The organism is Pseudoflavonifractor capillosus (assembly GCF_016899775.1).
Classification (GTDB): Bacteria; Bacillota; Clostridia; order Oscillospirales; family Oscillospiraceae; genus Lawsonibacter.
This window is the reverse complement of record NZ_JACJJE010000026.1, coordinates 20111-43471: the sequence shown is the minus strand read 5'-3', so window position 1 is coordinate 43471 and position 23361 is coordinate 20111. Positions and strand designations below refer to the sequence as shown.

16 protein-coding genes and 1 riboswitch are annotated in these 23361 nt (G+C 62.0%); of the genes, 4 read left to right on the top strand and 12 right to left on the bottom strand.

Annotated features, from left to right (window positions below; all coding sequences use genetic code 11):
* The 5 genes from H6B31_RS09645 to H6B31_RS09625 all read right to left on the bottom strand — a co-directional run.
* Nucleotides 1-402: thiamine phosphate synthase (locus tag H6B31_RS09645; RefSeq protein WP_204898318.1), on the bottom strand; the 402-nt coding region annotated here is incomplete at its 3' end.
* On the bottom strand, nt 389-1210 hold the full coding sequence (gene thiM / locus H6B31_RS09640; RefSeq protein WP_204898317.1) for a hydroxyethylthiazole kinase: 822 nt from the start codon (nt 1208-1210) through the stop codon (nt 389-391). The genes thiM and H6B31_RS09645, both read right to left, overlap by 14 nt.
* Nucleotides 1211-1281: 71 nt before the next feature.
* A riboswitch (TPP riboswitch) is annotated at nt 1282-1387 on the bottom strand.
* A 1117-nt stretch (nt 1388-2504) separates the two neighbouring features.
* Nucleotides 2505-5213 carry a phenylalanine--tRNA ligase subunit beta gene (pheT, locus tag H6B31_RS09635; protein ID WP_204898316.1) on the bottom strand — a complete coding sequence of 903 codons (2709 nt, stop codon included), beginning with the start codon at nt 5211-5213 and terminating at the stop codon, nt 2505-2507.
* A gap of 123 nt (nt 5214-5336) precedes the next feature.
* Nucleotides 5337-6362, bottom strand: coding sequence for a phenylalanine--tRNA ligase subunit alpha (pheS, locus tag H6B31_RS09630; protein ID WP_204898315.1), 1026 nt, complete (start codon nt 6360-6362; stop codon nt 5337-5339).
* A 47-nt stretch (nt 6363-6409) separates the two neighbouring features.
* Nucleotides 6410-6730, bottom strand: coding sequence for a putative heavy metal-binding protein (locus H6B31_RS09625; protein WP_204898314.1), 321 nt, complete (start codon nt 6728-6730; stop codon nt 6410-6412).
* A 680-nt stretch (nt 6731-7410) separates the two neighbouring features.
* Between H6B31_RS09625 and H6B31_RS09620 the strand changes: the two genes are divergently transcribed.
* The gene (locus H6B31_RS09620; protein ID WP_204898313.1) at nt 7411-8139 is read left to right on the top strand and encodes an ABC transporter ATP-binding protein; all 729 of its coding nucleotides are present in this window, start codon (nt 7411-7413) and stop codon (nt 8137-8139) included.
* A 144-nt stretch (nt 8140-8283) separates the two neighbouring features.
* On the top strand, nt 8284-9201 hold the full coding sequence (locus H6B31_RS09615) for a SufB/SufD family protein (RefSeq protein ID WP_204898312.1): 918 nt from the start codon (nt 8284-8286) through the stop codon (nt 9199-9201).
* Between the two features lie 231 nt (nt 9202-9432).
* Here the strand turns inward: H6B31_RS09615 and H6B31_RS09610 are convergent, their stop codons facing one another.
* Nucleotides 9433-10119, bottom strand: a complete 687-nt coding sequence (locus tag H6B31_RS09610; RefSeq protein WP_204898311.1) for a hypothetical protein — start codon at nt 10117-10119, stop codon at nt 9433-9435.
* 122 nt (nt 10120-10241) lie between these two features.
* Here H6B31_RS09610 and H6B31_RS09605 point away from each other — a divergent pair, with 122 nt between their 5' ends.
* Nucleotides 10242-10487, top strand: a complete 246-nt coding sequence (locus H6B31_RS09605) for a helix-turn-helix domain-containing protein (protein WP_243418965.1) — start codon at nt 10242-10244, stop codon at nt 10485-10487.
* 668 nt (nt 10488-11155) lie between these two features.
* Here the strand turns inward: H6B31_RS09605 and H6B31_RS09600 are convergent.
* Complete coding sequence (locus H6B31_RS09600; RefSeq protein WP_204898310.1) at nt 11156-12664, bottom strand: YifB family Mg chelatase-like AAA ATPase; 1509 nt, start codon at nt 12662-12664, stop codon at nt 11156-11158.
* A gap of 453 nt (nt 12665-13117) precedes the next feature.
* Between H6B31_RS09600 and nifJ the strand changes: the two genes are divergently transcribed.
* Entirely contained in the window at nt 13118-16753 is a 3636-nt protein-coding gene (gene nifJ / locus H6B31_RS09595; RefSeq protein ID WP_204898309.1) for a pyruvate:ferredoxin (flavodoxin) oxidoreductase, read from the top strand.
* Between the two features lie 108 nt (nt 16754-16861).
* Here nifJ and H6B31_RS09590 read toward each other — a convergent pair whose 3' ends face one another.
* From H6B31_RS09590 to serC, 5 genes are all read right to left on the bottom strand, one after another.
* The gene (locus H6B31_RS09590; RefSeq protein ID WP_204898308.1) at nt 16862-17362 is read right to left on the bottom strand and encodes a hypothetical protein; all 501 of its coding nucleotides are present in this window, start codon (nt 17360-17362) and stop codon (nt 16862-16864) included.
* Between the two features lie 30 nt (nt 17363-17392).
* On the bottom strand, nt 17393-19390 hold the full coding sequence (locus tag H6B31_RS09585) for a YgiQ family radical SAM protein (protein WP_204898307.1): 1998 nt from the start codon (nt 19388-19390) through the stop codon (nt 17393-17395).
* A gap of 91 nt (nt 19391-19481) precedes the next feature.
* Nucleotides 19482-20060 (bottom strand): rhomboid family intramembrane serine protease, encoded by a 579-nt coding sequence (locus tag H6B31_RS09580; RefSeq protein WP_204898306.1) that lies wholly within the window; start codon nt 20058-20060, stop codon nt 19482-19484.
* 4 nt (nt 20061-20064) lie between these two features.
* Complete coding sequence (locus H6B31_RS09575) at nt 20065-21237, bottom strand: phosphoglycerate dehydrogenase (RefSeq protein WP_087289963.1); 1173 nt, start codon at nt 21235-21237, stop codon at nt 20065-20067.
* A gap of 1017 nt (nt 21238-22254) precedes the next feature.
* A complete protein-coding gene (gene serC / locus H6B31_RS09570; RefSeq protein WP_204898305.1) occupies nt 22255-23340 on the bottom strand; it encodes a 3-phosphoserine/phosphohydroxythreonine transaminase in 1086 nt (361 codons plus the stop codon).
* Nucleotides 23341-23361: the final 21 nt, after the last annotated feature.

Here is a 23361-nt window from a genome sequence, read left to right as displayed (position 1 = left end):
AGATGTGTATAAGAGACAGTAGTCAGCCCCCGCCGCCTGGGCGCGGAGAGCCTGCTCCACCGTCTGGGCGGACACCCCTAAGATCTTGTCCGGGCCGATCTTCTCCCGCACCTGACCGGCCTCCATGTCGTGCTGACCCACGTGGACCCCGTCGGCGTTCACCGCCACGGCCAGCTCCACATCGTCGTTGATGAGGAAGGGGACGCCGTACCGGCGGCACAGGGCCTGGAGTTCCAGGGCCTCCGCCTGGAAGGTGTCCTCGTCCAGGTGCTTCTCCCGCAGCTGGATCATGGTGGCGCCCCCCTTCAGGGACTCCTCTACCTGCCAGGCCAGGGTCTTGTCCCCCAGCCAGGCCCGGTCGGTGACCGCATACAGGAGCAGGTCCCTCTTATCGCACCTCATACTTGGCCCCCTTGTCCAGCGCCGCCCCGTCCATATGGAAGATGGCGTCGATGATCCGGCTGCGGTAGGTGGAGTTGCCGTCGGCGGGCTGCATATTGCTCCAGCCGATCTCACCGGCCAGGCCCATAGAGGCCACGGCGGCGGCCGCCGCCTCCAGGGGGCGGTCCGGGTTGGCAACTACGTAAGCGGCGGTGAGGCCGGAGAGCTGGCAGCCGGTGCCGGTGATCTTCCCCATCTCTGGGCGGCCGTTGCGGATGACGTAGCAGGTCTTCTCATCGGCTACCAGGTCGATAGCTCCGGTGATGGCCACCACGGCGTTCAGACGGGCGGCCATGGACTTGGCGAAGGCCACCGACGCGTCCAGGGTGTCCTCGGTCACCGCGTCGGCCACATCCGCGTCCACCCCCTTGGTGGTGCCGGAGCCGGCGGCCAGGGTCTTGATCTCCGAGATGTTGCCCCGGACCACGGTGAACTTGACCTCCTCCAGCAGCTTGAGGGCGGTCTGGGTGCGCAGAGCGCTGGCTCCCGCTCCTACCGGGTCCAGCACCACCGGGTGGCCCAGCTCATTGGCCTTTTTCCCAGCGGCAAACATGGAGGGGATGGTGTTCTGGTTCAGGGTGCCGATGTTGATGTTCAGCCCCCCGCAGATGGAGGTGATGTCCTCCACGTCCTGGATGTCGTCGGACATGATGGGACTGCCTCCGCAGGCCAGCAGTACGTTGGCCACGTCGTTGACAGTGACATAGTTGGTGATGTTGTGGACCAGGGGAGTGGTCTCCCGCACGCGGTCCAGACAGGTTCCGAGCATAGTTAGGTTCCTCCTTGCAATAAAAATACCGCGGGCCTGCCGTCACGAGGAAAGACAGTCCCGCGGTATGAAAAACCGGTTCTATGATCTCCCTACGTTGGCATTACCCAAATCAGGTCACAGGTCGAAGCGCACAGCTTCCTCTCAGCCCGTTTGCGAGCTCCCTTTTTGTTGATGGCCGCAGCCTGCGGTCAGGTGCATTATAGCGCAAGATTAGTTAAATTGCAAGAACTCTTTCTTCCCTGTAGGGGCGCACACTGGGCCGCCCGCCGTGTCTCTGTTCATTGGGGGGAGATTTCACCGCCTGTTTTTCTCTGGCCTTCCCCCTGGGGGGAAGGTGGCCCGAAGGGCCGGATGAGGGGGCAGTCCAAGGAACAAGCATCGTTAGAAAAACTCTGTAGGGCGGGGGCCTGCCCCGCCGCCTCTGTCCATTCCTTTCCGGGAATGCGGAGAGGATTTCGCCGCTGCTGCGGCGAGTTACTTTGCCCATGGCGGCAAAGTAACCAAAACGCCACCGGGGACGGCTCAGGATGGACACTGCGTGTCCATATTCGCCTTTCCCCGGACCCCGTTTACGAGGGTTACCCCTTTGGGTGGGCAATACCCTTCCGGCGCGCAAAATTTGAGTGGCTTTCCGCGATTCCCGCCGGTCCACTGGGCCCTGGGTTTGCAAAAATTTCCACTGGTGCGGTTCAGCTTCCGCGCCTGGGTTTCCGAACTAATGTGGCTGGGTGAGTATCGCCGTAGGGGCGGCTATCAGCCGCCCGCAACCCCTCCCGCCGGGCCGCTGGGGCCCTGAGTCTGTAAAAACTGCCGCTGGTGCGGTTCCACACCTGCACTTGGGTCGGCCGAGCAGGTGGCGGCTGGTGCTGGGCTGTAGGGCGCGGCCTCCTGGACGCGCCGCGTATATCTGCGGGCCGGCCGGTGTCCGGCCCCTACGATAAAAACGGACGGTTTCCGGATTCGCCGTAGGGGCGGGTCCTAGACCCGCCCGTCCTGGGTTTTAAATATGCCCTCGTTAAACCGTAGAGGCGGCACACTGGGCCGCCCGCCCAATCAGTCTCGTCCGCCACGGTTTCGCCGTGTCCCCTACCACTTTGTCTTTTTCCCCTGACAGGGGAAATCGTCCTTCTCCGAAGGGAAAAGGATTGCGGGCGGTCTATATGACCGCCCGCAGAGCTGTTCTATGGGATTGAGATACGGATGTTTCATGGAGCACCGTAACGCAGGGGAAGAGGCGAAACGCAGTTTCGCACAAAGTTCTTTTGCCTACTTTTCTTTCAAGAAAAGTAGGTCAGCGCAGCACTGCGCCGCAGTCCTGTTCCAGGGTCTCCAGGATAGACTTCACGTCGGCGTCCGCCTCTTCGGCAGTGAGGCTGCGGTCGTCGGCGCGGAGGGTGAGGCTGAAGGCCACCGACTTCTTGCCCTCGGGGATGTTGGCGCCCCGGTAGATGTCGAAGAGCTCCACCTCTTTCAGCAGGCCTCGGGCCCCCTTGCGGATGGCCGCCTCCAGCTGTCCCACGGTGACCGCCTCATCGCACACCACGGCGATGTCACGGGTGACGGCGGGGAACTTGGGCAGGGGCACGTACTGGGGATCGGCCCCCTTGTTGGCGTACAGGGCGGGGAAGGACAGCTCGGCGCAGTAGAGCTCGGCGTCCACGTCGTAGTTCTGAGCCACCAGGGGGTGGATCTGGCCCAGCACGCCCACCTCCTGGCCGTTCACCAGCACCCGGGCGCAGCGGCCGGGGTGGTAGGAGGGGTTGTCCTTCACGGCCTCGAAGGTTACGTTCTCCGCCCGGATGGAGGAGAGCAGGTCCTCCACAGCGCCCTTCAGGATGAAGAAGTCCATGCCGTCCCCGTAGGCGCCCATGGAGAGCACCTTGGGCTCGTCGGCCATGCCGTCCTCACGCTCGAAGTACACCCGGCCCAGCTCGTAGAGCCGCACCGCCTGGTTGCGGTAGTTGTAGTTGCGGGACAGGATCTCCAGCATGGAAGGGAGCACCGTGGTGCGCATGATGGAGGTGTCCTCGCCCAGGGGGTTCATGATCTTCATGGACTTCCGGCGGGGGTCGTCCTTGGCCCAGCGGATCTTGTCGTAGTAGGTGGGGGAGATGAAGGAGTAGGTGATGATCTCGTCATAGCCCAGGGACCGGCAGGTCTGGCCCAGGGTGCGCTCCACCTCCTGCTCGGGAGAGTAGCCGCCCCGGGTGGTCTGCCCCCGCATGAGGGTGACGGGGATGTTGTTGTAGCCGTAGAACCGGGCTACCTCCTCGGCCAGGTCGGCGATGCCCTCCACATCAGCCCGCCAAGAGGGGATGACCACGTGGGCGGGGCCGTCGGGGCAGTCCTGGTTTTCAGTGAAGATACCCACACGGGCCAGGTACTTGTACTGCGCCACAGCGGGGATATCGGTTCCCAAGAGGGCGTTTACCCGGTCCGGGTTCATGGTGATGGTGCGGGGCTGGGGTACATAGTTGAGGATGTCGATGACCCCGTCCAGTACCTCGCCGGCCCCCAGCAGCTCTACCAGCTCACAGGCCCGGTTGACGGCGGGGAGGGTGTTCAGGGGGTCCAGGCCCTTCTCGTACTTGGCGCTGGCCTCGGTGCGCATGCCCAGAGCCAGGGCGGTGCGGCGGATGGTGGTGCCGTCGAAGTTGGCGGACTCGAACACCACGTCGGTGGTGTCGGCGACGATCTCGCTGTTCAGGCCGCCCATGATGCCGGCCAGGCCTACTGCCCGGTCCTCGTCGGCGATGACCAGCATGTTGGAGTTGAGCTTGCGCACATTGCCGTCCAGAGTGGTGAGCTCCTCGCCCTCCTCGGCCCGGCGGACAATGATATGTCCGCCCTGCACATAGCGGTAGTCAAAGGCGTGCATGGGCTGGCCGTACTCCAACATGACATAGTTGGTGATGTCCACGATGTTGTTGATGGGCCGCACCCCCATGGCGCGCAGCCGCTCCCGCATCCACTTGGGGGAGGGGCCGATCTTCACGTTGCGCACCATCCGGGCGGTGTACCGGGGACACAGGTCGCTGGCGGGGGTCTCCACATCCAGCAGCTCCACCAGACTGCCCGCGCCGCCGCCCTTTACTTCGGGCTCGTGGAGGGTGAGAGGGACGTCGTAAGTGGCCGCCGCCTCCCGGGCCAGACCGATGACGGACAGACAGTCGGGGCGGTTGGGAGTGATCTCAAACTCCACCACGTGGTCGTCGGCGCCGATGACGCTCTTGATGTCGTCGCCGGGTTTCACGCCCTCCTCCTGGAGGACGAAGATGCCGTCGGGAATGCAGTGGGGGAACTCGGCCTGCTGGGCGTGGAGGTCCTCCAGGGTGCAGATGATATTGGACTTGGTGTTGTAAGCCACCAGATCCCCGGCATGGATGTTGGAGCAGACGCTCTCCATCTGAGTGGTGGAGCCGCCCAAATCCAGGATCACCTGATAGCGGCCGCAGTCCACAGTCCCGCACTCGGTCACCTGGGCGCACACCACGGGGCCGAACACCTTATCCCCGGCCTTGATGTCGGCGGGGATGGAGGGCTTCTCCGGGTCCAGAGGCTTATAGTCGTTCAGCAGGGCGGCGGGGGCGATGACCGCGTAGGGAAAATCCCGCTCGTCCAGGTTCAGCTCCTTCAGGGAGCACAGCATGCCGTTGGACACCTCACCCCGGAGCTTGCCCTTCTCGATCTTCTTGCCCCCGGGGAGGGTGGACTTGTGCAGGGCCACGGGGACCAGATCCCCCTCGTGGATGTTCCAGGCGCCGGTGACGATTTGGACAGGCTCATCCTTGCCCACGTCCAGCTGGCAGATCCACATGTGGTCGGAATTGGGGTGGCGGACCATGGAGACGATCCTGCCCGCTACCACGTTGGAGATCTCCTCCCCCAGGTCGTGGGTGAGCTCCACCTTGGAGCCGGACAGGGTCATGGCCTCGGCAAATTCTTTGTCATTGGCGTCCACAGAGACGAACTCCTGGAGCCATTTGCGAGATAAGTTCATATATGAAAACTCCCTTACATCAGGTTTTGTAGGGGCCGCTGTCCCCAGCGGCCCGCTGGATACAGCAGGCGGACACCGCCGGGCCGATGAGGGCATCGGCCCCTACGGTTCTGAGGCGCAGCCTCAGAACTGCTCCAGGAACCGCACGTCGTTCTCGAAGATGAGGCGCAGGTCGGCGATCTTGAACCGGCGCATGGCGGTGCGCTCCAGGCCGATGCCGAAGGCCCAGCCGGACCAGACCTCCGGGTCGATGCCCGACATCTTCAGCACCTTGGGGTGGATCATGCCGGCGCCCAGCATCTCGATCCAGCCCTCGCCCTTACAGGTGGGGCAGCCCACGCCGCCGCACTTGTGGCACTGGACGTCCATCTCGCAGGAGGGCTCGGTAAAGGGGAAGTGGTGGGGGCGGAACCGTGTCTTGGTGCCCTTGCCGTAGAGCTGCTCCACCACCGTGTTCAGGGTGCCCTTCAGGTCGGCCATGGTCACGTTCTTGTCGATGACCATGCCCTCCACCTGGTGGAACATGGGGGAGTGGGTGGCGTCCACCTCGTCCTTGCGGTACACCCGGCCGGGGGCGATGATGCGGATGGGCAGCTCCATGGTCTCCATGGCCCGCACCTGCATGGGGGAGGTCTGGCTGCGGAGCATCACCCGGCTGTCCTTGTCAAAGTAGAAGGTGTCCGACCAGTCCCGGGAGGGGTGGCCCTCCCCGGCGTTGAGCTTGTCGAAGTTGTACTCGGCCAGCTCCACCTCGGGGCCGTCCAGCACGGTGAAGCCCATGCCGATGAAGATATCCTTCAGCTCGTCCAGGGCCAGGTACATGGGGTGCTTGTGGCCCAGCTTGGGGGCTTTTCCAGGGATGGTCACGTCCACCGCCTCAGCCTCCAGGCGCGCCTCCAGGGCCTTGGCCTCCAGACGCTTGCCCTGTTCCTCAATGGCGCTCTCCAGGGCGGCGCGCACCTCGTTGGCCAGCTGGCCCATGGCGGGGCGCTCCTCAGGGGAGAGCTTGCCCATCATCTTCAAAACGGCGGTGAGCTCGCCCTTCTTGCCCAGGTACTGCACCCGGAGCCCGTCCAGCTCGGCGGCGGACTGGGCGTTCTCCATGGCCGAGAGGGCCTCGGCCCGGATTTTTGCTAACTGTTCTTTCATATCGTCTGCTCCTTTATTGGGTATAGGATTTTGAAACTGTTTTGTTCTTATTTCAGCGTGACGGCGGTGCCGCTGACCGTGACCATCAGCATCCCGTTGTCCGACCCCAGAACCTCATAGTCCATCTTGACGCCCACTACGGCATCGGCCCCCAGCCGGGCGGCCCGCTCCTCCAATTCCCGCAGGGCGGTCTCCCGGGCATCCACCAGTTCCTCCTCATAGCTGTTGGACCGCCCGCCAAAGAAATTGGTCAGCCCTGCGGCAAAATCCCGAATAAAATTGACGCCTGAAATCATTTCTCCAAAGACAACCCCCAGATAATCTTGAATCTGGCGGCCCTCTATGCTGTTTGTTGTTGTGATGATCATATCCATATCTTCTCCTTACCGTTAAAATTATGAAAAAAGCCCTCCGTCCCAACGATTTCTGGGACGAAAGGCCAGCCTTCCGCGGTACCACCCGCATTCGTATATTACCATACGCACTTGTCTCCGGATAACGGCGGAACACCCGTCCCCCTCTCAGGGGCCGCTCCTGGGCGAACCAAGCGGCACAGCTTAGGACGGCTTTCAGCCGGCGGCCGCCCCTCTCTGCAATCTGCAAACCCGCTATTTTCCCAATCTGCGCATTTATGCTGCCCATATTTATATCATACTCCGGCAGAAAATGCAAGTCTGAAATCCCGGCGGAAGGAGTGGTCGCTGGAGTTCACCGGTTTCAGAGGCAGAATCGGGCCGTGGAAGCCCGGGAGGGGAAACTGATCTGGGAGGAGGACCAGACCTCCGCTTTGACATTGATGGCGGACTTATAAAATTTAGCTGGGTGAGGTGGAAATGCACAGGTGCTTTTGGATAGGTGTGCTGAAAGAAAATTAAATTCCCACTAAAATAATAGGAAAATAATGATAGACAAAATCCGCCTCATATGGTACAATAGGGACGCTCTGGAGGACAGAGTGTCCCTGTTTTGGTTTGGGACAGGCTGATCCCGGGGAAACTGAACGAGTCAAGCGGCCTTCGGGCCGGGTGCCAATAGAGGAGGAACCAGTATGCTGGAGCTACAGCACATCAGCTATGAGGTAGAGCAGGACGGCGAGGACAAGGGCATCCTGCGGGACATCAACCTGAAAATCGGCGAGCGGTTTGTGGCCATTACCGGCCCCAACGGGGGCGGCAAGTCCACCCTGGCCAAGATCATCGCCGGCATCTATACCCCCACCACCGGGCGCATCCTGCTGGATGGGGAGGACATCACCGGGCTGGACATCACCCAGCGGGCCCACAAGGGCATCAGCTTCGCCTTCCAGCAGCCGGTGCGCTTCAAGGGCCTGACGGTGCGGGACCTGATCACCCTGGCCAGCGGCAAGGACATCGGCGTGTCCGAGGCCTGCGACTACCTCTCTGAGGTGGGCCTGTGCGCCAAGGACTACATCGACCGGGAGGTGGACGCCTCCCTGTCCGGCGGCGAGCTCAAGCGCATTGAGATCGCCATGATTATGGCCCGGGGAACAAAACTGTCCGTCTTTGACGAGCCGGAGGCGGGCATCGACCTGTGGTCCTTCTCCAACCTGATCCAGGTGTTCGAGCACCTCCACGAGAAGATCAACGGCTCCATCCTCATCATCTCCCACCAGGAGCGCATCCTGAACATCGCCGACCGGATCATCGTCCTGGCCGACGGCCGGGTGCAGAGCGACGGGGCGCGCAAGGACATCCTCCCCGGCCTGCTGGGGGAGACCGGCGGGGTGTGCAGCGCCCTGAGCGACAAGGTGAGATAAGCGGCAAGATAATTAGGAATTAGAAATTAGGAATGAGGAATTGATATGCCGCCTGCGGCGGCCAATTCCAATCGTCCGGCGGAGCCGGACACCATAATTCCTAATTCCTAACTCCTCATTCCTAATTCAGAAGGAGATAGAACCATGGATGCCATTCAAAAGAGCCTGCTGGAGCAGGTAGCAGAACTGCATGACGTGCCCGAAGGGGCCTACAATATCCGGGCCAACGGCAAGGCGGCCGCCCGAAACACCACCGCCCACATCGACATCGTGTCCAAGACGGACAAGGACGGCATTGACATCATCATCAAGCCCGGGACCAAAAACGAAAGCGTCCACATCCCCGTGGTTTTGAGCGAGAGCGGCCTCACCGAGACCGTGTACAACGACTTTTTCATCGGCGACGACTGCGACGTGACCATCGTGGCCGGGTGCGGCATCCACAACTGCGGGGTGCAGAACTCGGAGCACTCGGGCATCCACACCTTCCACGTGGGCAAGCGAGCCAAGGTGCGCTATGTGGAGCGGCACTACGGCGAGGGCGACGGCCGGGGCGAGAACATTATGAACCCCACCACCGTGGTGGAGATGGACGAGGACAGCTACATGGAGATGGAGACCACCCAGATCAAGGGGGTGGACTCCACCGTCCGCACCACCAACGCCAAGCTGGGGGACCGGGCCACCCTTATTATTAAGGAGAAGGTGATGACCCACGGTAAACAGCTGGCCAAGTCCGACTTCACCGTGGATCTGGACGGAGAGGACTGCCACACCAACGTGATCTCCCGCTCCGTGGCCCGGGAGGACTCCAAGCAGGTGTTCCTGGCCCGCATCAACGGCAACAACCGCTGCTACGGCCACTCCGAGTGCGACGCCATCATCATGGACCACGGTGTGGTGGCCGCCATCCCGGAGGTCACCGCCAACTGTGTGGACGCCAGCCTGGTCCACGAGGCGGCCATCGGCAAGATCGCCGGGGAGCAGCTCACCAAGCTGATGACCCTGGGGCTCACCGAGAAGGAGGCCGAGGAGCAGATCGTAAAGGGATTCCTGAAATAAATTTGTGCGCATATCAAACAGCGGCTGACATCTGAAACCAGGTGTCAGCCGCTGTTTTTCCGCTTACTTTAGGCCGTGTTTGAAAAATGTCAATATGCCCCAACGGCGGTTCTTTTTCCGCCATACTGCGTTGATTTTCCTTGCAATACACAAAGTATTGCCGCGTCAAATCGCCTTGTCTGGCGAAAAAATCCCTCGCCGTCGGGCACATTTCCAATTTTCAAACAAGGCCTAGGAGTTTTCTATAAACTGGGCGTCTCTCATCTCCAGAAGGACCTTTTCACCCAGGTATTCCATCACGCCGCCTTCCAGCGGGTTGGTGCTGAGGGTGTACAGAGGTCCCTGGACAGACACTGTGTCTCCCTCGGCCAGGGTGGACAGGTCCTCTCCGCTCAGATTGATTTTACAGAGGGGATTCTCTATGCCATCCACGGAACCTTGAACCCGGGCGATGCAGTATGCGGGCAGAGGGGCGCTAGCGGAGGCGTAGACCAGGGACAGAACCGAGGCGGACAGGGGGAAAGCGGAGCCTGTCACCTCTGCGGAGTCAAGGATAATCCAGCCCTGGTCGATGCTCTCAATGGAGCCATCGACCTGGATTCGCATTCCAGTTTCCAGATCCAGCAGGGCCTCCTGGTCCAGGGGGGCCGTCACGAAGTAGTCGGAGGAGTCCAGAAACTCCAGGGTACAGCCATCCTGGGACAGCTCAGACACAAAGGCAGAGATGGCAAAGCGATTTCCCACATACGTCTCGCTGGCCCGGACCTGGTTCGCCTGAACCTCCGAGAGAAAATCGGGATAGGAAAACGTCTCCGCCGGGCCACTGGTGCTTTCGCTTTCAGAGGCACCCCCACCGCCGCAGGCCGCCAGGGAGAGAGACAGGGCGAGGATGATCGAGATGGCATTGATGCGCTTCATAGCAGTTCCCTCCATTCAGTTCTTTCAAATTATTTTAAAGGTAACACATAAGTATTCAAATGTCAACATATGTGTTCAGAAAAGAAAAAGTTTTAGGGTACCCTGTTAACAGGGGTGATTCCATGAGCGAGATGCGGCTGGACCCAAAGATCGTGGGGGAAGTCATTGCAAAATACCGAATCAAAAAGGGCCTCACCCAGGAGGTACTGAGCGGCCTCTCCGACATTGGGCGGACCCATCTGAGCGCCATTGAGCGGGGAGAGCGGAAGCCCACCCTGGAGACGCTCTACCGAATCAGTCTGGCGCTGGACGTAAAAATGAGCGTTCTGGTGATGGAAATCGAAAAAGAATTGAATCAGCAGCAATAAAGCGGCAATCCGGAAAGAAAATCTTTGCGAATTGCCGCTTTTTTGTTGAAAATACTTGGGGAAGAAAAATAATGCGGTTCTTCGGCGCGGGCCGATAAGGACATCGGCCCCTGCGCGCATCGTTCCAGTTCCTGGAAGTGGAACACCTTGGGGATCTCGTCGATGATGGGAACGGGCGGCCCGGTGTGCCGCCCCTACGGCGGATATAGAAGCTGTTCCTTCTTTTCGTAGGGGCCGGACACTGGCTGGCCCGCTGAGGGGGTGCCATTTCGGAGCCCACCCTCATCCGCCTCGCTTTGCTCGGCACCTTCCCCCTCCAAGGGGGAAGGCTCGGGCGGCTGATAGCCGTCCCTACAGTGTATCCAGCACCAGTACCGTTGGTTCGGTCAAGCCAGGCGCGGAAGTTGAACCGCACCAACGGCAATTTTTGCAGCTCCAGGGCCCAGTGGCCCGGCGGAAATTTAGACTGTCACTCAGATTTTGCGCGCCGGAACTATTCTGTCTGTCCCAAGGGATACCCCCCGTAAAATGGGGGGCTGGGGGTAAGCGGTCCTATGGGCACGAAGTGCCCGTCGGCCGCGTCCCCCAGCGATCCTTTGGGTACTTTCCCATCGCTGGGAAAGTACCTCGCCGCCCGCAGGCGGCGAAATCCCCCCACAAAAAGGAAATCACCTTCTCAAATACTCCGGCGGCCGGTACTGGAGAGCCTCGGCCAGATGCTGAGGCTGGATGTCCTCCGAGCCGTCCAGGTCGGCGATGGTCCGGGCCACCCGGCGGATGCGGTCGTAGCTGCGGGCGGTGAGGCCCATGCGGGTGAAGGCCCCCTTGAGGATGGCCTGGCAGTCCTGATCCAGGGTGCAGCAGCGCTCCAGGCTCTCGGTCTCAATCTGGGCGTTGCACCGGCCGCCCTCCCGCTGTGTCTGGACGGCCCGGGCCTGGTCCACCCGTTCCTTGACGGCGGCGGAGGGCTCGGAGGGCTCCCGGCGGGAGAGCTCCTCAAACTCCAGGGCGGACACCTCCACAAACAGGTCGATGCGGTCCAGCAGGGGGCCGGACAGGCGGGAGAGGTACTTCTGCACGTCGGCCTCGGAGCACCGGCACCGGCCGGAGGGGTGGCCGTACCAGCCGCACCGGCAGGGGTTCATGGCGCACACCAGCATAAACCGGCTGGGGTAGGTCACCGACCCGGCAGCCCGGGAGATCTGCACCTGTCCATCCTCCAGGGGCTGGCGGAGGACCTCCAGCACGTCCTTCTGAAACTCGGGCAGCTCGTCCAGAAAGAGGACCCCGTTGTGGGCCAGGGAGATCTCCCCGGGACGGGGGCTGGCTCCGCCGCCCGACATGCCCACGGCGGAGATGCTGTGGTGGGGGGAGCGGAAGGGACGGCGGGTGATAAGGGGGCGCTCCGGGTCGGTGAGACCCAGCACCGAGTGGATCTGGGTCACCTCCAGGGCTTCCTCCCTGGTCATGTCCGGGAGGATGGAGGGCAGGCGCTTGGCCAGCATGGACTTGCCGGAGCCCGGCGGACCCACCATTAAAATATTGTGTCCCCCGGCGGCGGCAATCTCCAGAGCCCGCTTCACCGGCTCCTGGCCTTTCACCTGGGAGAAGTCGGGGCCGGGCAGGGGAACCACGGTCCCGTCCCAGGCGGGGGCGGGGGAGATGGGGGCCTCACCGGTGAGATGGCGCACCAGCTGCTGCACGTTGTTGACCGGATAGACCTCCAGCCCGCCGGCCAGAGTGGCCTCGGCGGCGTTCTGTTCCGGGACAAACAATTTATGCAGACCGGCGGCCTTGGCGGCCAGGGCCATGGACAGCATGCCGGCGCAGGGGCGCAGGCGGCCGGACAGGGACAACTCCCCCACAAAGGCGCAGTCCCGGTCCCGGAGGGCAAGCTGTCCTCCGGCGGCCAGCAGGCCCACCAGAATAGGCAGGTCGTACAGGGTGCCGATCTTCTTCACATGGGCGGGGGCCAGGTTGACGGTGATGCGGCTCACCGGAAAGGAGAAGCCGCAGTTTTTAATGGCGGAGCGCACCCGCTCCCGGGCCTCGTTCACCGCCGCGTCGGGGAGGCCCACCACCGTGAAAGCGGGCAGGCCGCTGGACAGATCGCACTCCACCGACACCGGGTAGCCGGTGATGCCGTGGAGCCCGAGAGAATGTACCGGATAGACCATTTGAATCGTCCTCCTAAAAGGAAGCGGAAAGAGTCCGGAGCCGCCGGGGGATATACCTGAACTTTTATGAAATCCCCGTGAAGAGAGCCCGGTCCCGCTGAAATTCCTGGAATGTGGGAGCTGCTTTTCCGTTTCATTGTAACCTTGTGCAAGAAACATTGCAATAGTATCGGGTATTTTTGTAAGGAGAACAAAGAAAAAGCGTAGAGAGTCAATTTACAAACCGCAAAAAAAGTGTTAAACTAACCATTGTTGATAAAACTGCCGGTCCAGTCTGCCCGGGACGGCGCTGTCCTCTTTCATTATAAGTAAATTCTTATGGGGATTATAACTAATTCAGACATGGGAATTTCCATGAAGAGACAGTAAAATAGGGCAGAGAGTTGTGGGGAGGACAGGCGTTTCAGCCTGAAATCCCTATCAAACTGAAAAAGGAAGAAAGTAGGGAACTCTATGGCAAGAAAGTTCAAAACCATGGACGGCAACAATGCTGCGGCATATGTCAGCTACGCCTTTACCGAGGTAGCCGGCATCTACCCCATCACCCCGTCCAGCCCCATGGCCGACTATGTGGACCAGTGGGCGGCCCAGGGCCAGAAGAACATCTTCGGCACCACCGTGAAGGTCATCGAGATGCAGTCTGAGGCCGGCGCCGCCGGTACCGTCCACGGCTCTCTGGCCGCGGGCGCTCTGACCACCACCTACACCGCCTCCCAGGGCCTGCTGCTGATGATCCCCAACATGTACAAGATCGCCGGCGAGCTGCTGCCCGGTGTCTTCCACGTGTCCGCCCGTACCGTGGCCGCCCAGTCTCTGAACATCTTCGGCGACCACTCCGACGTGATGGCCTGCCGCCAGACCGGCTTTGCCATGCTGGCCGAGGGCAACGTGCAGGAGGTCATGGACCTGGCTCCTGTGGCCCACCTGTCCGCCATCAAGGGCCGCGTCCCCTTCATCAACTTCTTTGACGGCTTCCGCACCTCCCACGAGATCCAGAAGGTCGCCATCTGGGACTACAAGGATCTGGCTGAGATGGTGGATATGGACGCCGTGGAGGCCTTCCGCAAGCGCGCGCTGAACCCCGAGCACCCCACCATGCGCGGCTCCCACGAGAACGGCGACATCTTCTTCCAGCACCGCGAGGCTGCCAACAAGTACTACGACGCGCTCCCCGAGATCGTGGAGGAGTACATGGGCAAGATCAACGCCAAGCTGGGCACCGACTATCAGCTGTTCAACTACTACGGCGCTCCCGACGCTGACCGGGTCATCATCGCCATGGGTTCCATCTGCGACGTGGCCGAGGAGGTCATTGACTATCTGAACGCCAAGGGAGAGAAGGTCGGCCTCATCAAGGTCCGCCTGTACCGCCCCTTCCGGGCCGACAAGCTCATCGCTGCCATCCCCGCCACCGCCAAGAAGATCGCGGTGCTGGACCGCACCAAGGAGCCCGGCGCTCAGGGCGATCCTCTCTATATGGATGTCATCACCGCTCTGGCCGGCGCCGGCATCACCGACAAGACCGTGGTGGGCGGCCGCTACGGCCTGGGCTCCAAGGATACGCCTCCCAAGAGCGTGTTCGCCGTGTATGAGAACCTCTCTCAGGACGCCCCCAAGAACCACTTCACCATCGGCATTGTGGACGACGTGACCAACACCTCCCTGGCGGAGAAGGACGACGCCCCCAACACCGCGGCCGAGGGCACCATCGAGGTCAAGTTCTGGGGCCTGGGCGGCGACGGCACCGTGGGCGCCAACAAGAACTCCATCAAGATCATCGGCGACCACACCGACAAGTACGTGCAGGCCTACTTCCAGTACGACTCCAAGAAGACCGGCGGCGTGACCATCAGCCACCTGCGCTTCGGCGACAAGCCCATCAAGAGCCCCTACTATATCAACAAGGCTGACTTCGTGGCCTGCCACGTGCCCAGCTATATCACCAAGAGCTTCCCCATCGTCCGGGACGTGAAGCCCGGCGGTACCTTCCTGATCAACTGCCAGTGGTCCTTCGAGGAGCTGGAGCACCACCTGGATGCCGCTTCCAAGCGCTACATCGCCAAGAACAACATCCAGCTCTACACCATCAACGCCATTGACCTGGCCATTGAGATCGGCATGGGCAAGCGCACCAACACCATCCTCCAGTCCGCCTTCTTCTCCCTGGCCAAGATCATGCCTGAGGCCGAGGCCATCCAGTACATGAAGGATGCGGCCACCCACTCCTACCTGAAGAAGGGCCAGGATATTGTGGACATGAACCACAAGGCCATTGACCTGGGCGCTACCGCCTACAAGAAGGTGGAGGTCCCCGCCTCCTGGGCTACCGCCGAGGACGGCAAGAAGGAGAGCGTGCTCACCGGCCCCGAGAAGCTGGTGAAGATGGTGGAGTCCATCCTGGACCCCGTGGACCGCATGGACGGCGACAGCCTGCCCGTGTCCGCCTTCGTGGACCACGTGGACGGCACCTTCGAGCTGGGCGCCTCCGCCTATGAGAAGCGCGGCGTGGCCGTGACCGTGCCCACCTGGGATTCCAGCAAGTGTATCCAGTGCAACCAGTGCTCCTTCGTCTGCCCCCACGCCACCATCCGTCCCTATGCTCTGACCGAGGAGGAGGCCAAGAACGCCCCCGAGGCGGCCAAGATCGTGGACGTGAAGGCCGGCAAGGGCAAGGGCGTGTACAAGTTCGCCATGGCTGTCAGCCCCCTGGACTGCATGGGCTGCGGCGTGTGCGCCAAGATCTGTCCCGCCGGCGCCCTGACCATGGTGCCTCAGGAGCAGGAGGCCGCCCAGCAGGACGTGTTCAACTACATGGTGGCCAATGTCACCACCAAGTCCGACGTGGCCGACATGACCGTGAAGGGCAGCCAGTTCAAGAAGCCTCTGCTGGAGTTCTCCGGCTCCTGCGCCGGCTGTGCCGAGACCGCTTACGCCCGTCTCATCACCCAGCTGTTCGGCGACCGGATGTATATCTCCAACGCCACCGGCTGTTCCTCCATCTGGGGCGGCCCGGCTGCTACTTCCCCCTACACCACCACCGCCGAGGGCAAGGGTCCCGCTTGGGCCAACTCCCTGTTTGAGGACAACGCCGAGCACGGCCTGGGCATGTATCTGGGCCAGAACGCCATCCGCAACCGGCTGGCCGACAAGACCCGCGCCCTGATCAATGTGGACTGGTGCACCGCCGAGATCAAGGAGGCCGGCCAGAAGTGGCTGGATACCATGAACGACGGCGCCGCCAACGGCGAGGCCACCAAGGCCTATGTGGCCGCTCTGGAGGCCGGTATCTGCACCGTGGACGAGCTCATCGCCAGCGGCGATCCCAAGTTCCAGGCCCACGGCCAGGAGCTGAAGGCTGCCGGCAAGCAGTTCTGCGACTGCGACGCCTGCAAGCTGGTGGCTGAGATCCTCCAGGAGAAGGAGTATCTGGCCAAGAAGTCCGTGTGGATCTTCGGCGGCGACGGCTGGGCCTACGACATCGGCTTCGGCGGCGTGGACCACGTGCTGGCCTCCGGTGAGGACGTGAACGTGTTCGTGTTCGACACCGAGGTGTACTCCAACACCGGCGGACAGGCCTCCAAGGCCTCCAACATCGGCCAGGTGGCTCAGTTCGCCGCCTCCGGTAAGGTCACTCCCAAGAAGAGCCTGGCGGAGATCGCCATGACCTACGGCTATGTGTACGTGGCTCAGGTAGCCATGGGCGCCAACATGAACCAGACTCTGAAGGCCATTGCCGAGGCAGAGGCCTATCACGGTCCCTCCCTCATCATCGGCTACGCCCCCTGTGAGATGCACTCCATCAAGGGCGGCATGACCAACTGCCAGAGCGAGATGAAGAAGGCCGTGGAGTGCGGCTACTGGAACCTGTTCCGGTTCAACCCCGCTCTGAAGGCCGAGGGCAAGAACCCCTTCACTCTGGACTCCAAGGCCCCCGCTGGCGGCTATCAGGAGTTCCTGATGAACGAGGCCCGCTACTCCAGCCTGACCCGCTCCTTCCCCGAGCGCGCCAAGGAGCTCTTCGCCGAGAACGAAGAGGCCGCCAAGGCCCGCTACGAGCATCTGACTCGTCTGGTGGAGCTGTACAAGTAATTAGAACGCATAAGGGCCCCGGGCATCTGCCCGGGGCCCGTTCTTTCTATAAAAAATTCCTGGAGCCAACTGGTTCCAGGAATTTTCTGTCTGTCACAAAATAAAATATTACCGCTCCCAGGGGGGCTTGGAGTTTTTTCGTCTGGTCCAGCTGGGGCGTGGCTCCGGCTGGACGTGTTCCTGCTCCCGAGGCTCGGCGTCGGGATTTGCCTTCCGCTCCTCCAGCAGATGCCGGGCAGCGGCTTGGGCCACCTCGTCATACCCGGAGAACAGGGAGCCGCCGGAGGCGATCTTCTCCAGCTTCTGGCTGCTGTATGCTGCGAAATCCAGTAGGAAAGCCTGGAAACGGGCCTGAAAATTGGCCTGCTGCCGCTGCTGTTCCCGCTCCACTTCAGCGCGCTGTTCTTCCCACCAGGCCTTCCGCTCTGAGATCCAAATGGCATTGGCGCAGAAGCGCAGGCAGCGGCACCGGTCGCAGACATACAGCTCGCCGGGGATACACTTCTCCTCCACGTCCTTATCCACCAGAAACTGAATGTTGCCCGTACGAAGGAACTCAGGCCCCAGGTACTGGAACATTCCGCCGCAGCTGCATTTGATTTCCTCCATGATGCCTCTGTCCTTTCCAAAACGATTGTGTTATCCCCGCTTCCGGCCCTTTGTGCCCTTCTTGGGAGCGGCGGGCTTGGCCCAGCCCGCCTTCCGCTTAGCGGGACCGGAGCGCCTGGAGGGTTCGGACTTCTCTGAGCGGGACGGCCGGCCGCCCATCGACTTTCGAGGCGCGGAGCGGTCCGGACGCCCTCCTCCCTCGCCGCCGTGGGGAGCGCCCCCCTTGTCCGGGCGGATGAGGCACCGCTTGCCGTAGCCGATCAGGTCCTCACGGTCCGTCTTGTGGAGGGCCTCCAGCACCAGCTTCCGGTTCTGGGGCTTGCGCCACTGCATGAGGGCCCGCTGGAGGGCCTTGTCGTGGGGCGTCTTGGGGACGAACACCGGCTTCATGGTCCGGGGGTCCAGGCCGGTGTACCACATGCAGGTGGCCAGGGTGCCCGGAGTGGGGTAGAAGTCCTGGACCTGCTCGGGCATGTGGCCCTGCTTGTTCAGCCACTCGGCCAGCTGCACCGCGTCCTCCAGGGTGCACCCCGGGTGGGAGGAGATCAGGTAGGGTACCAGATACTGGTCCTTGCCGTACCGGCGGTTGAGCTTGAAATACTTCTCCCGGAATTTCTCGTACACCTCAATGTGGGGCTTGCCCATGTAGTCCAGAGTGTGGGCCACGCAGTGCTCCGGGGCCACCTTCAGCTGGCCGGAGATGTGGTACTGGACCAAGTCGGTGAAAAACTCCCCGCTGGGGTCCTTCATCAGGTAGTCAAAGCGGATGCCCGAGCGGATAAAGACCTTCTTTACCTTGGGCAGCTCCCGCAGCTTCCGCAGGAGCATCATATAGTCGGTGTGGTCGGCGTTCAGGTTGGGGCAGGCCTCCGGGGCCAGACAGGCCCGGTTTTTACACAGACCGTGCTTGAGCTGCTTCTCACAGGAGGGGTGCCGGAAGGTGGCGGAGGGGCCGCCCACGTCGTGGATGTACCCCTTGAAGCCCGGGTGCTGGGTGAGGAGCTTCGCCTCCCGGAGGACGCTCTCGTGGCTGCGGGCGGAGATGACCCGCCCCTGGTGGAATGCCAGGGAGCAGAAGTTGCAGGCCCCGAAGCAGCCCCGGTTGTGGGTGATGGAGAAGCGCACCTCCTCAATGGCGGGCACGCCCCCCATGTCGTCGTACATGGGGTGGGGCTCCCGCACATAGGGGAGCTCGGCCACCCGGTCCATCTCCTGGGTGGTGAGGGGCATGGCCGGGGGATTGGCCAGCAGCAGGTCCCGGCCGTGGCGCTGGAGGATGGCCTTGCCCACGAAGGGGTCATGCTCGTTATATTCGATCATGTTGGCCCGGGCGTAGTCCTCCTTGCTGGAGGACACCTGCTCGAAGGAGGGGACCTCCACCTTGGGGTAGGCGCACACCCCCGGGTCCCGGATGGACACGCAGGTGCCCCGCACGTCGGTGATCTCCTCCACCGGGGTGCCGGAGGCCAGGCGGGAGACGATCTCCACCGAGGCCTTCTCCCCCATGCCGTAGGTGAGGATGTCCGCCTGGGCGTCAAAGAGGATGGACCGGCGCACCTTGTCCTCCCAGTAGTCGTAATGGGCAAACCGCCGCAGGGAGGCCTCCAGGCCGCCGATGATGACGGGAATGTCCCCGAACACCTCCCGCACCCGGTTGGCGTACACCACGGTGGCGTGGTCGGGGCGCAGGCCTGCCTTTCGGCCAGGGGAGTAGGCGTCGTCGTGGCGGCGCTTTTTGGCGGCGGTGTAGTGGGCCACCATGGAGTCTAGGTTGCCCGCGGAGATCATTACCGCCAGGCGCGGACGGCCCAGGGCGATGAAGGACTCCGGGGTGCGCCAGTCGGGCTGGGCCAGGATGGCCACCCGGTAGCCCTCCGCCTCCAGCACCCGGCCGATGATGGTGGGGCCGAAGGAGGGGTGGTCCACATAGGCGTCCCCGGTGATGATCAAAATGTCATAGGAATCCCAGCCCCGGCGGGCCATGTCCTCCCGGGAGACGGGGAGGAAAAGATCGCGGTCAAAGCTCATGGAGGACCTCCTGAGTGAAGTTTTGATGGCGCATGTCAGCATGCGCGGAGACAAAACGGCGTGTGCGCCGGACGCACGCGCCGTTTTGGGATTATCGAGAAAAGGGCTGGGACCGGCTCATGGCGAACCCCAGGGCGGCCCCGCACAGCCCGCCCACGATGTGGGTGAGCTGGGAGACACTGTCCTGTGCGGCCACCGCGTCCACTACCTCGCCCCCAAGGTAGAGGATCACCACCAGGATCAGGGTCAGGGGAATGGCCCCCTCCCGCATGCCCGCCAGGGAGGACAGGACGATCATCATAAAGACGATGCCGCTGGCCCCCAGCAGGGCGGCGCCGGGGAACAGGAGAACCTGGACCAGACCGGACACCAGGGCGGTGATGGCGATGCATACCAACAGCCGGCGGCTGCCGTATTTCTCTTCCAGGGGCGGGCCCACCACCAGAAGCAGCATGATGTTGCTGATGAAATGGCCATATCCCGCGTGGCCCAGCACATGGCCGAACAGTCGCACATAGGTGAGGGGATCGGTGAGGGGGGAGCGGTAGACGCAGAACAGCAGCCAGGTGGAGCGCTCCCCTGTGGCCATCCCCAGCAGCAGAGCCGCCAGGGAGAGCAGGCTGAAGGTGAGCACCACCGGCGCGTTATACTGGATGCGCAGCCGGCCCATTTTATCAGTGGTTGAGCACCCGCACCCGGATCATGCCGGGGATGGCCCGCAGCTCATCGGCCACTGTGTCCTTGATGCGGCTGTTCAGATCTACCATGGTGTAGGCGTAATCCTTCCGGGACTTGTTGGTCATATTCTCCACGTTGACCCCCTCGTCCGCCAGAATGGAGGTGATGCGGGTGAGCATGGCGGGAATGTTCTTGTGGATCAGACACACCCGGGAGATGCCGCTCCACTCCTGGGACACATTGGGCAGGTTGACGGAGTTTTTGATGTTGCCGTTGATCAGGTAGTCCTTCAGCTGGTCGGCGGCCATGCGGGCGCAGTTTTCCTCGCTCTCCGGCGTGGAGGCGCCCAGGTGGGGGAAGGCGATGACGTTCTTCACCGGGGCGATCTTGTCGTCAGGAAAGTCGGTGATGTACCGGGCCACCCGGCCGGACTCCAGAGCCTCGATCATGTCGTCGTCGTTCACCAGACCGCCCCGGGCCAGGTTCAGCACCCGCACCTGGCCCTTCATCTTGGAGATGGCCTCGGCGTTGATGAAGTCCTTGGTGTCGTTGTTGTAGGGGATGTGGATGGTGATATAGTCGGACACCCGGTACAGGTCGTCCACATTTTTCACCACGTGGACGTGGCGGTCCAGCCGCAGGGCGGCGTCCACCGACAGGAAGGGGTCATAGCCGTACACGTCCATCCCCAGGTCCAGGGCGATGTTGCACACCAGGGCCCCGATGGCCCCCAGGCCGATGACGCCCAGGGTCTTGCGGTAGATCTCCGGCCCCACGAAGGCGGACTTGCCCTTCTCCACCGCCTGGGCGATGTCCACGCCGGGGGTGTGGACCTGCTCCTGGACCCACTCCACGCCGCCGATGATATCCCGGGAGGCGATGAGCATGGCGGCCACCACCAGTTCCTTCACCGCGTTGGAGTTAGCACCGGGGGTGTTGAACACCACGATGCCGCTCTCACTGCACCGGTCGATGGGGATGTTGTTGGTGCCCGCGCCCGCCCGGGCGATGGCACGCAGGGCGTCGGGGAACTCATAGTCGTGCATGGGGGCGGAGCGGACCAGAATGCCGTCCTCGTTCTCCACGTCACTGCCCACCTGGAACCTGGTTTGGTCCAAGAGGTTCAGGCCGGCATTGGAAATTTTATTCAGCGTTTTAATACGATACATGGTTGAAAACCTCGAATCCTTCTCACTTGTTGGGTTGTTTTTCTTTTTTAGGAAGATTCTGCTACGGCGGGAGAAAGGCAGGATTCCGCCCTGCGGGGCGGGTTACTTTCTGCACGGGCAGAAAGTAACCAAAGAACCGCCAAGGGGTGGGCGCAATCGGCAGGACCGGCTGCGCCGCCCCTGCCTCCATGCCGCCCACCCCCTGGACCCCCGTTTTACGGGGGCCGCCAATTAAGAGGGAGTTTCGGTCAACGCAAAGGCGCGGGTAGTTCAGTCGATCGGTTATTGTTCTATTCCCGCTACCGCTGAGGGTCCGGTAACCTTTGGGTAATGCTTCTACTAGTTGAAAGCGCGCCTTTGCTGCGGTGGGGCTCAAGTTGTGCGGTGGAGAACGGCGGGCGGGTGAGGGCACCCGCCCCTACGGCTAATATAGAAGCTGTCTCTTCTTTCGTAGGGGCGGGTCCCAGACCAGCCCGCGATCAGGAACCAGCTATCACCTGCTCGGCAGAGCCAGGCGCAGTCCTTGAACCGCAACAGCAGCAATTTTTGCAAACCCAGGGCCCAGTGGCCCGGCGGGAATTTAGACCCGCCACTCAGATTTTGCGCGCCGGAAATGCTGCAAAATTCAGCAGGTACGCGTCCCCCGTAATGGGGGACCGGGGGTAAGCCGCCATTGGCGAACAAAGTTCGCCTCTGCGGCGTCCCCCGGCGATCCTTTGGGTACTTTCCCATCGCTGGGAAAGTACCTCGCCGCCCGCAGGCGGCGAAACCCCTGCGTCCCATAATATTACTCGTTGTTCTTGTCAAACTCCTTGATAAAATCACACAGCTTCTCCACGCCTCTCCCACAAAACGCAAGCGTTTTGTGGGGACCCTATCTTTTTAAAATCCTCGGGCGAAGTGAATTCGCCCTCCGGCAAGGTTTTTGCCTTTGGCAAAAACGCTTGGACGCGCCAAAGGCGCGGGCCGCTTGCGCGGCTGGAAGGCGTGGGAAACGTGACTGCACCACTGGGCGGCTTAGTTGTTCTGATCGAACTCCTTAATAAAGTCGCACAGCTTCTCCACGCCTTCCACGGGCATGGCGTTATAGATGGAGGCTCGCATGCCGCCCACCTTCCGGTGGCCCTTCAGGTTGACGAAGCCCGCCGCAGTGGCCTCGGAGACAAACTTGGCGTCCAGCTCCTCATTGCCGGTGCGGAAGGTGACGTTCATCCCGGACCGGGAGCCCTTCTCCGCGTGGCACTTGAAGAGCTTGGAATTGTCCAGGGTATCGTACAGCATGGAGGAGCGCAGGTCACGCAGTTTCTCCATGCCGGCCACGCCGCCCTGTTCCTCCACCCAGTCCAGGGTGAGGCCCAGCATGTAGATGCACCAGCAGGGGGGCGTATTGTACATGGAGTCCTTCTCAATCATGGTCTGATAGTTCATCATCAGCGGGGTGTAGGGCAGCTCGTGGCCGGCCAGGTCCTTGCGGATGATGACCACCGTCAGACCGGCGGGGGACATATTCTTCTGAGCTCCGGCGTAGACGATGCCGTACTTGGACACGTCCACCGGGCGGGAGAGAATGTCCGAGGACATGTCGCACACCAGGGGCACATTCCCGGTCTCGGGCACATACTGCCACTCGGTGCCGTAGATGGTGTTGTTGGCGCAGTAGTAGAAGTAGCTGGCCTCCGGGTCCAGTTTCAGCTGGTCCTGGGCGGGAATGTAGCTGTGGTCCCGGTCGCTGGTGTCGGCGGCGATGTTCACGGTGCCGTATTTCTTGGCCTCTTTGGCGGCAATGGAGGCGAAGTTGCCGGTGACGGCGTAATCCGCCTTTCCGGTGCGGCTCATCAGGTTCAGGGGGATCATGGAGAACTGGCCGGAGGCCCCGGTCTGGAGGAACAGAATCTGGTACTCGTCGGGCACATTCATCAGCCGGCGCAGCTTCTCCTGGGTCTCCGCAAAGATCTGCATGAAAATCTTTGACCGGTGACTCATCTCCATCACGGACATACCGGAGCCTCGGTAGTTGGTGATTTCAGACCCGGCGCGCTCCAGGGCGGAGAGAGGGAGCATGGACGGGCCGGCGGAGAAGTTGTAAACACGCTGGTCGCTCATTTGGGAGAACCCCTTTCATTT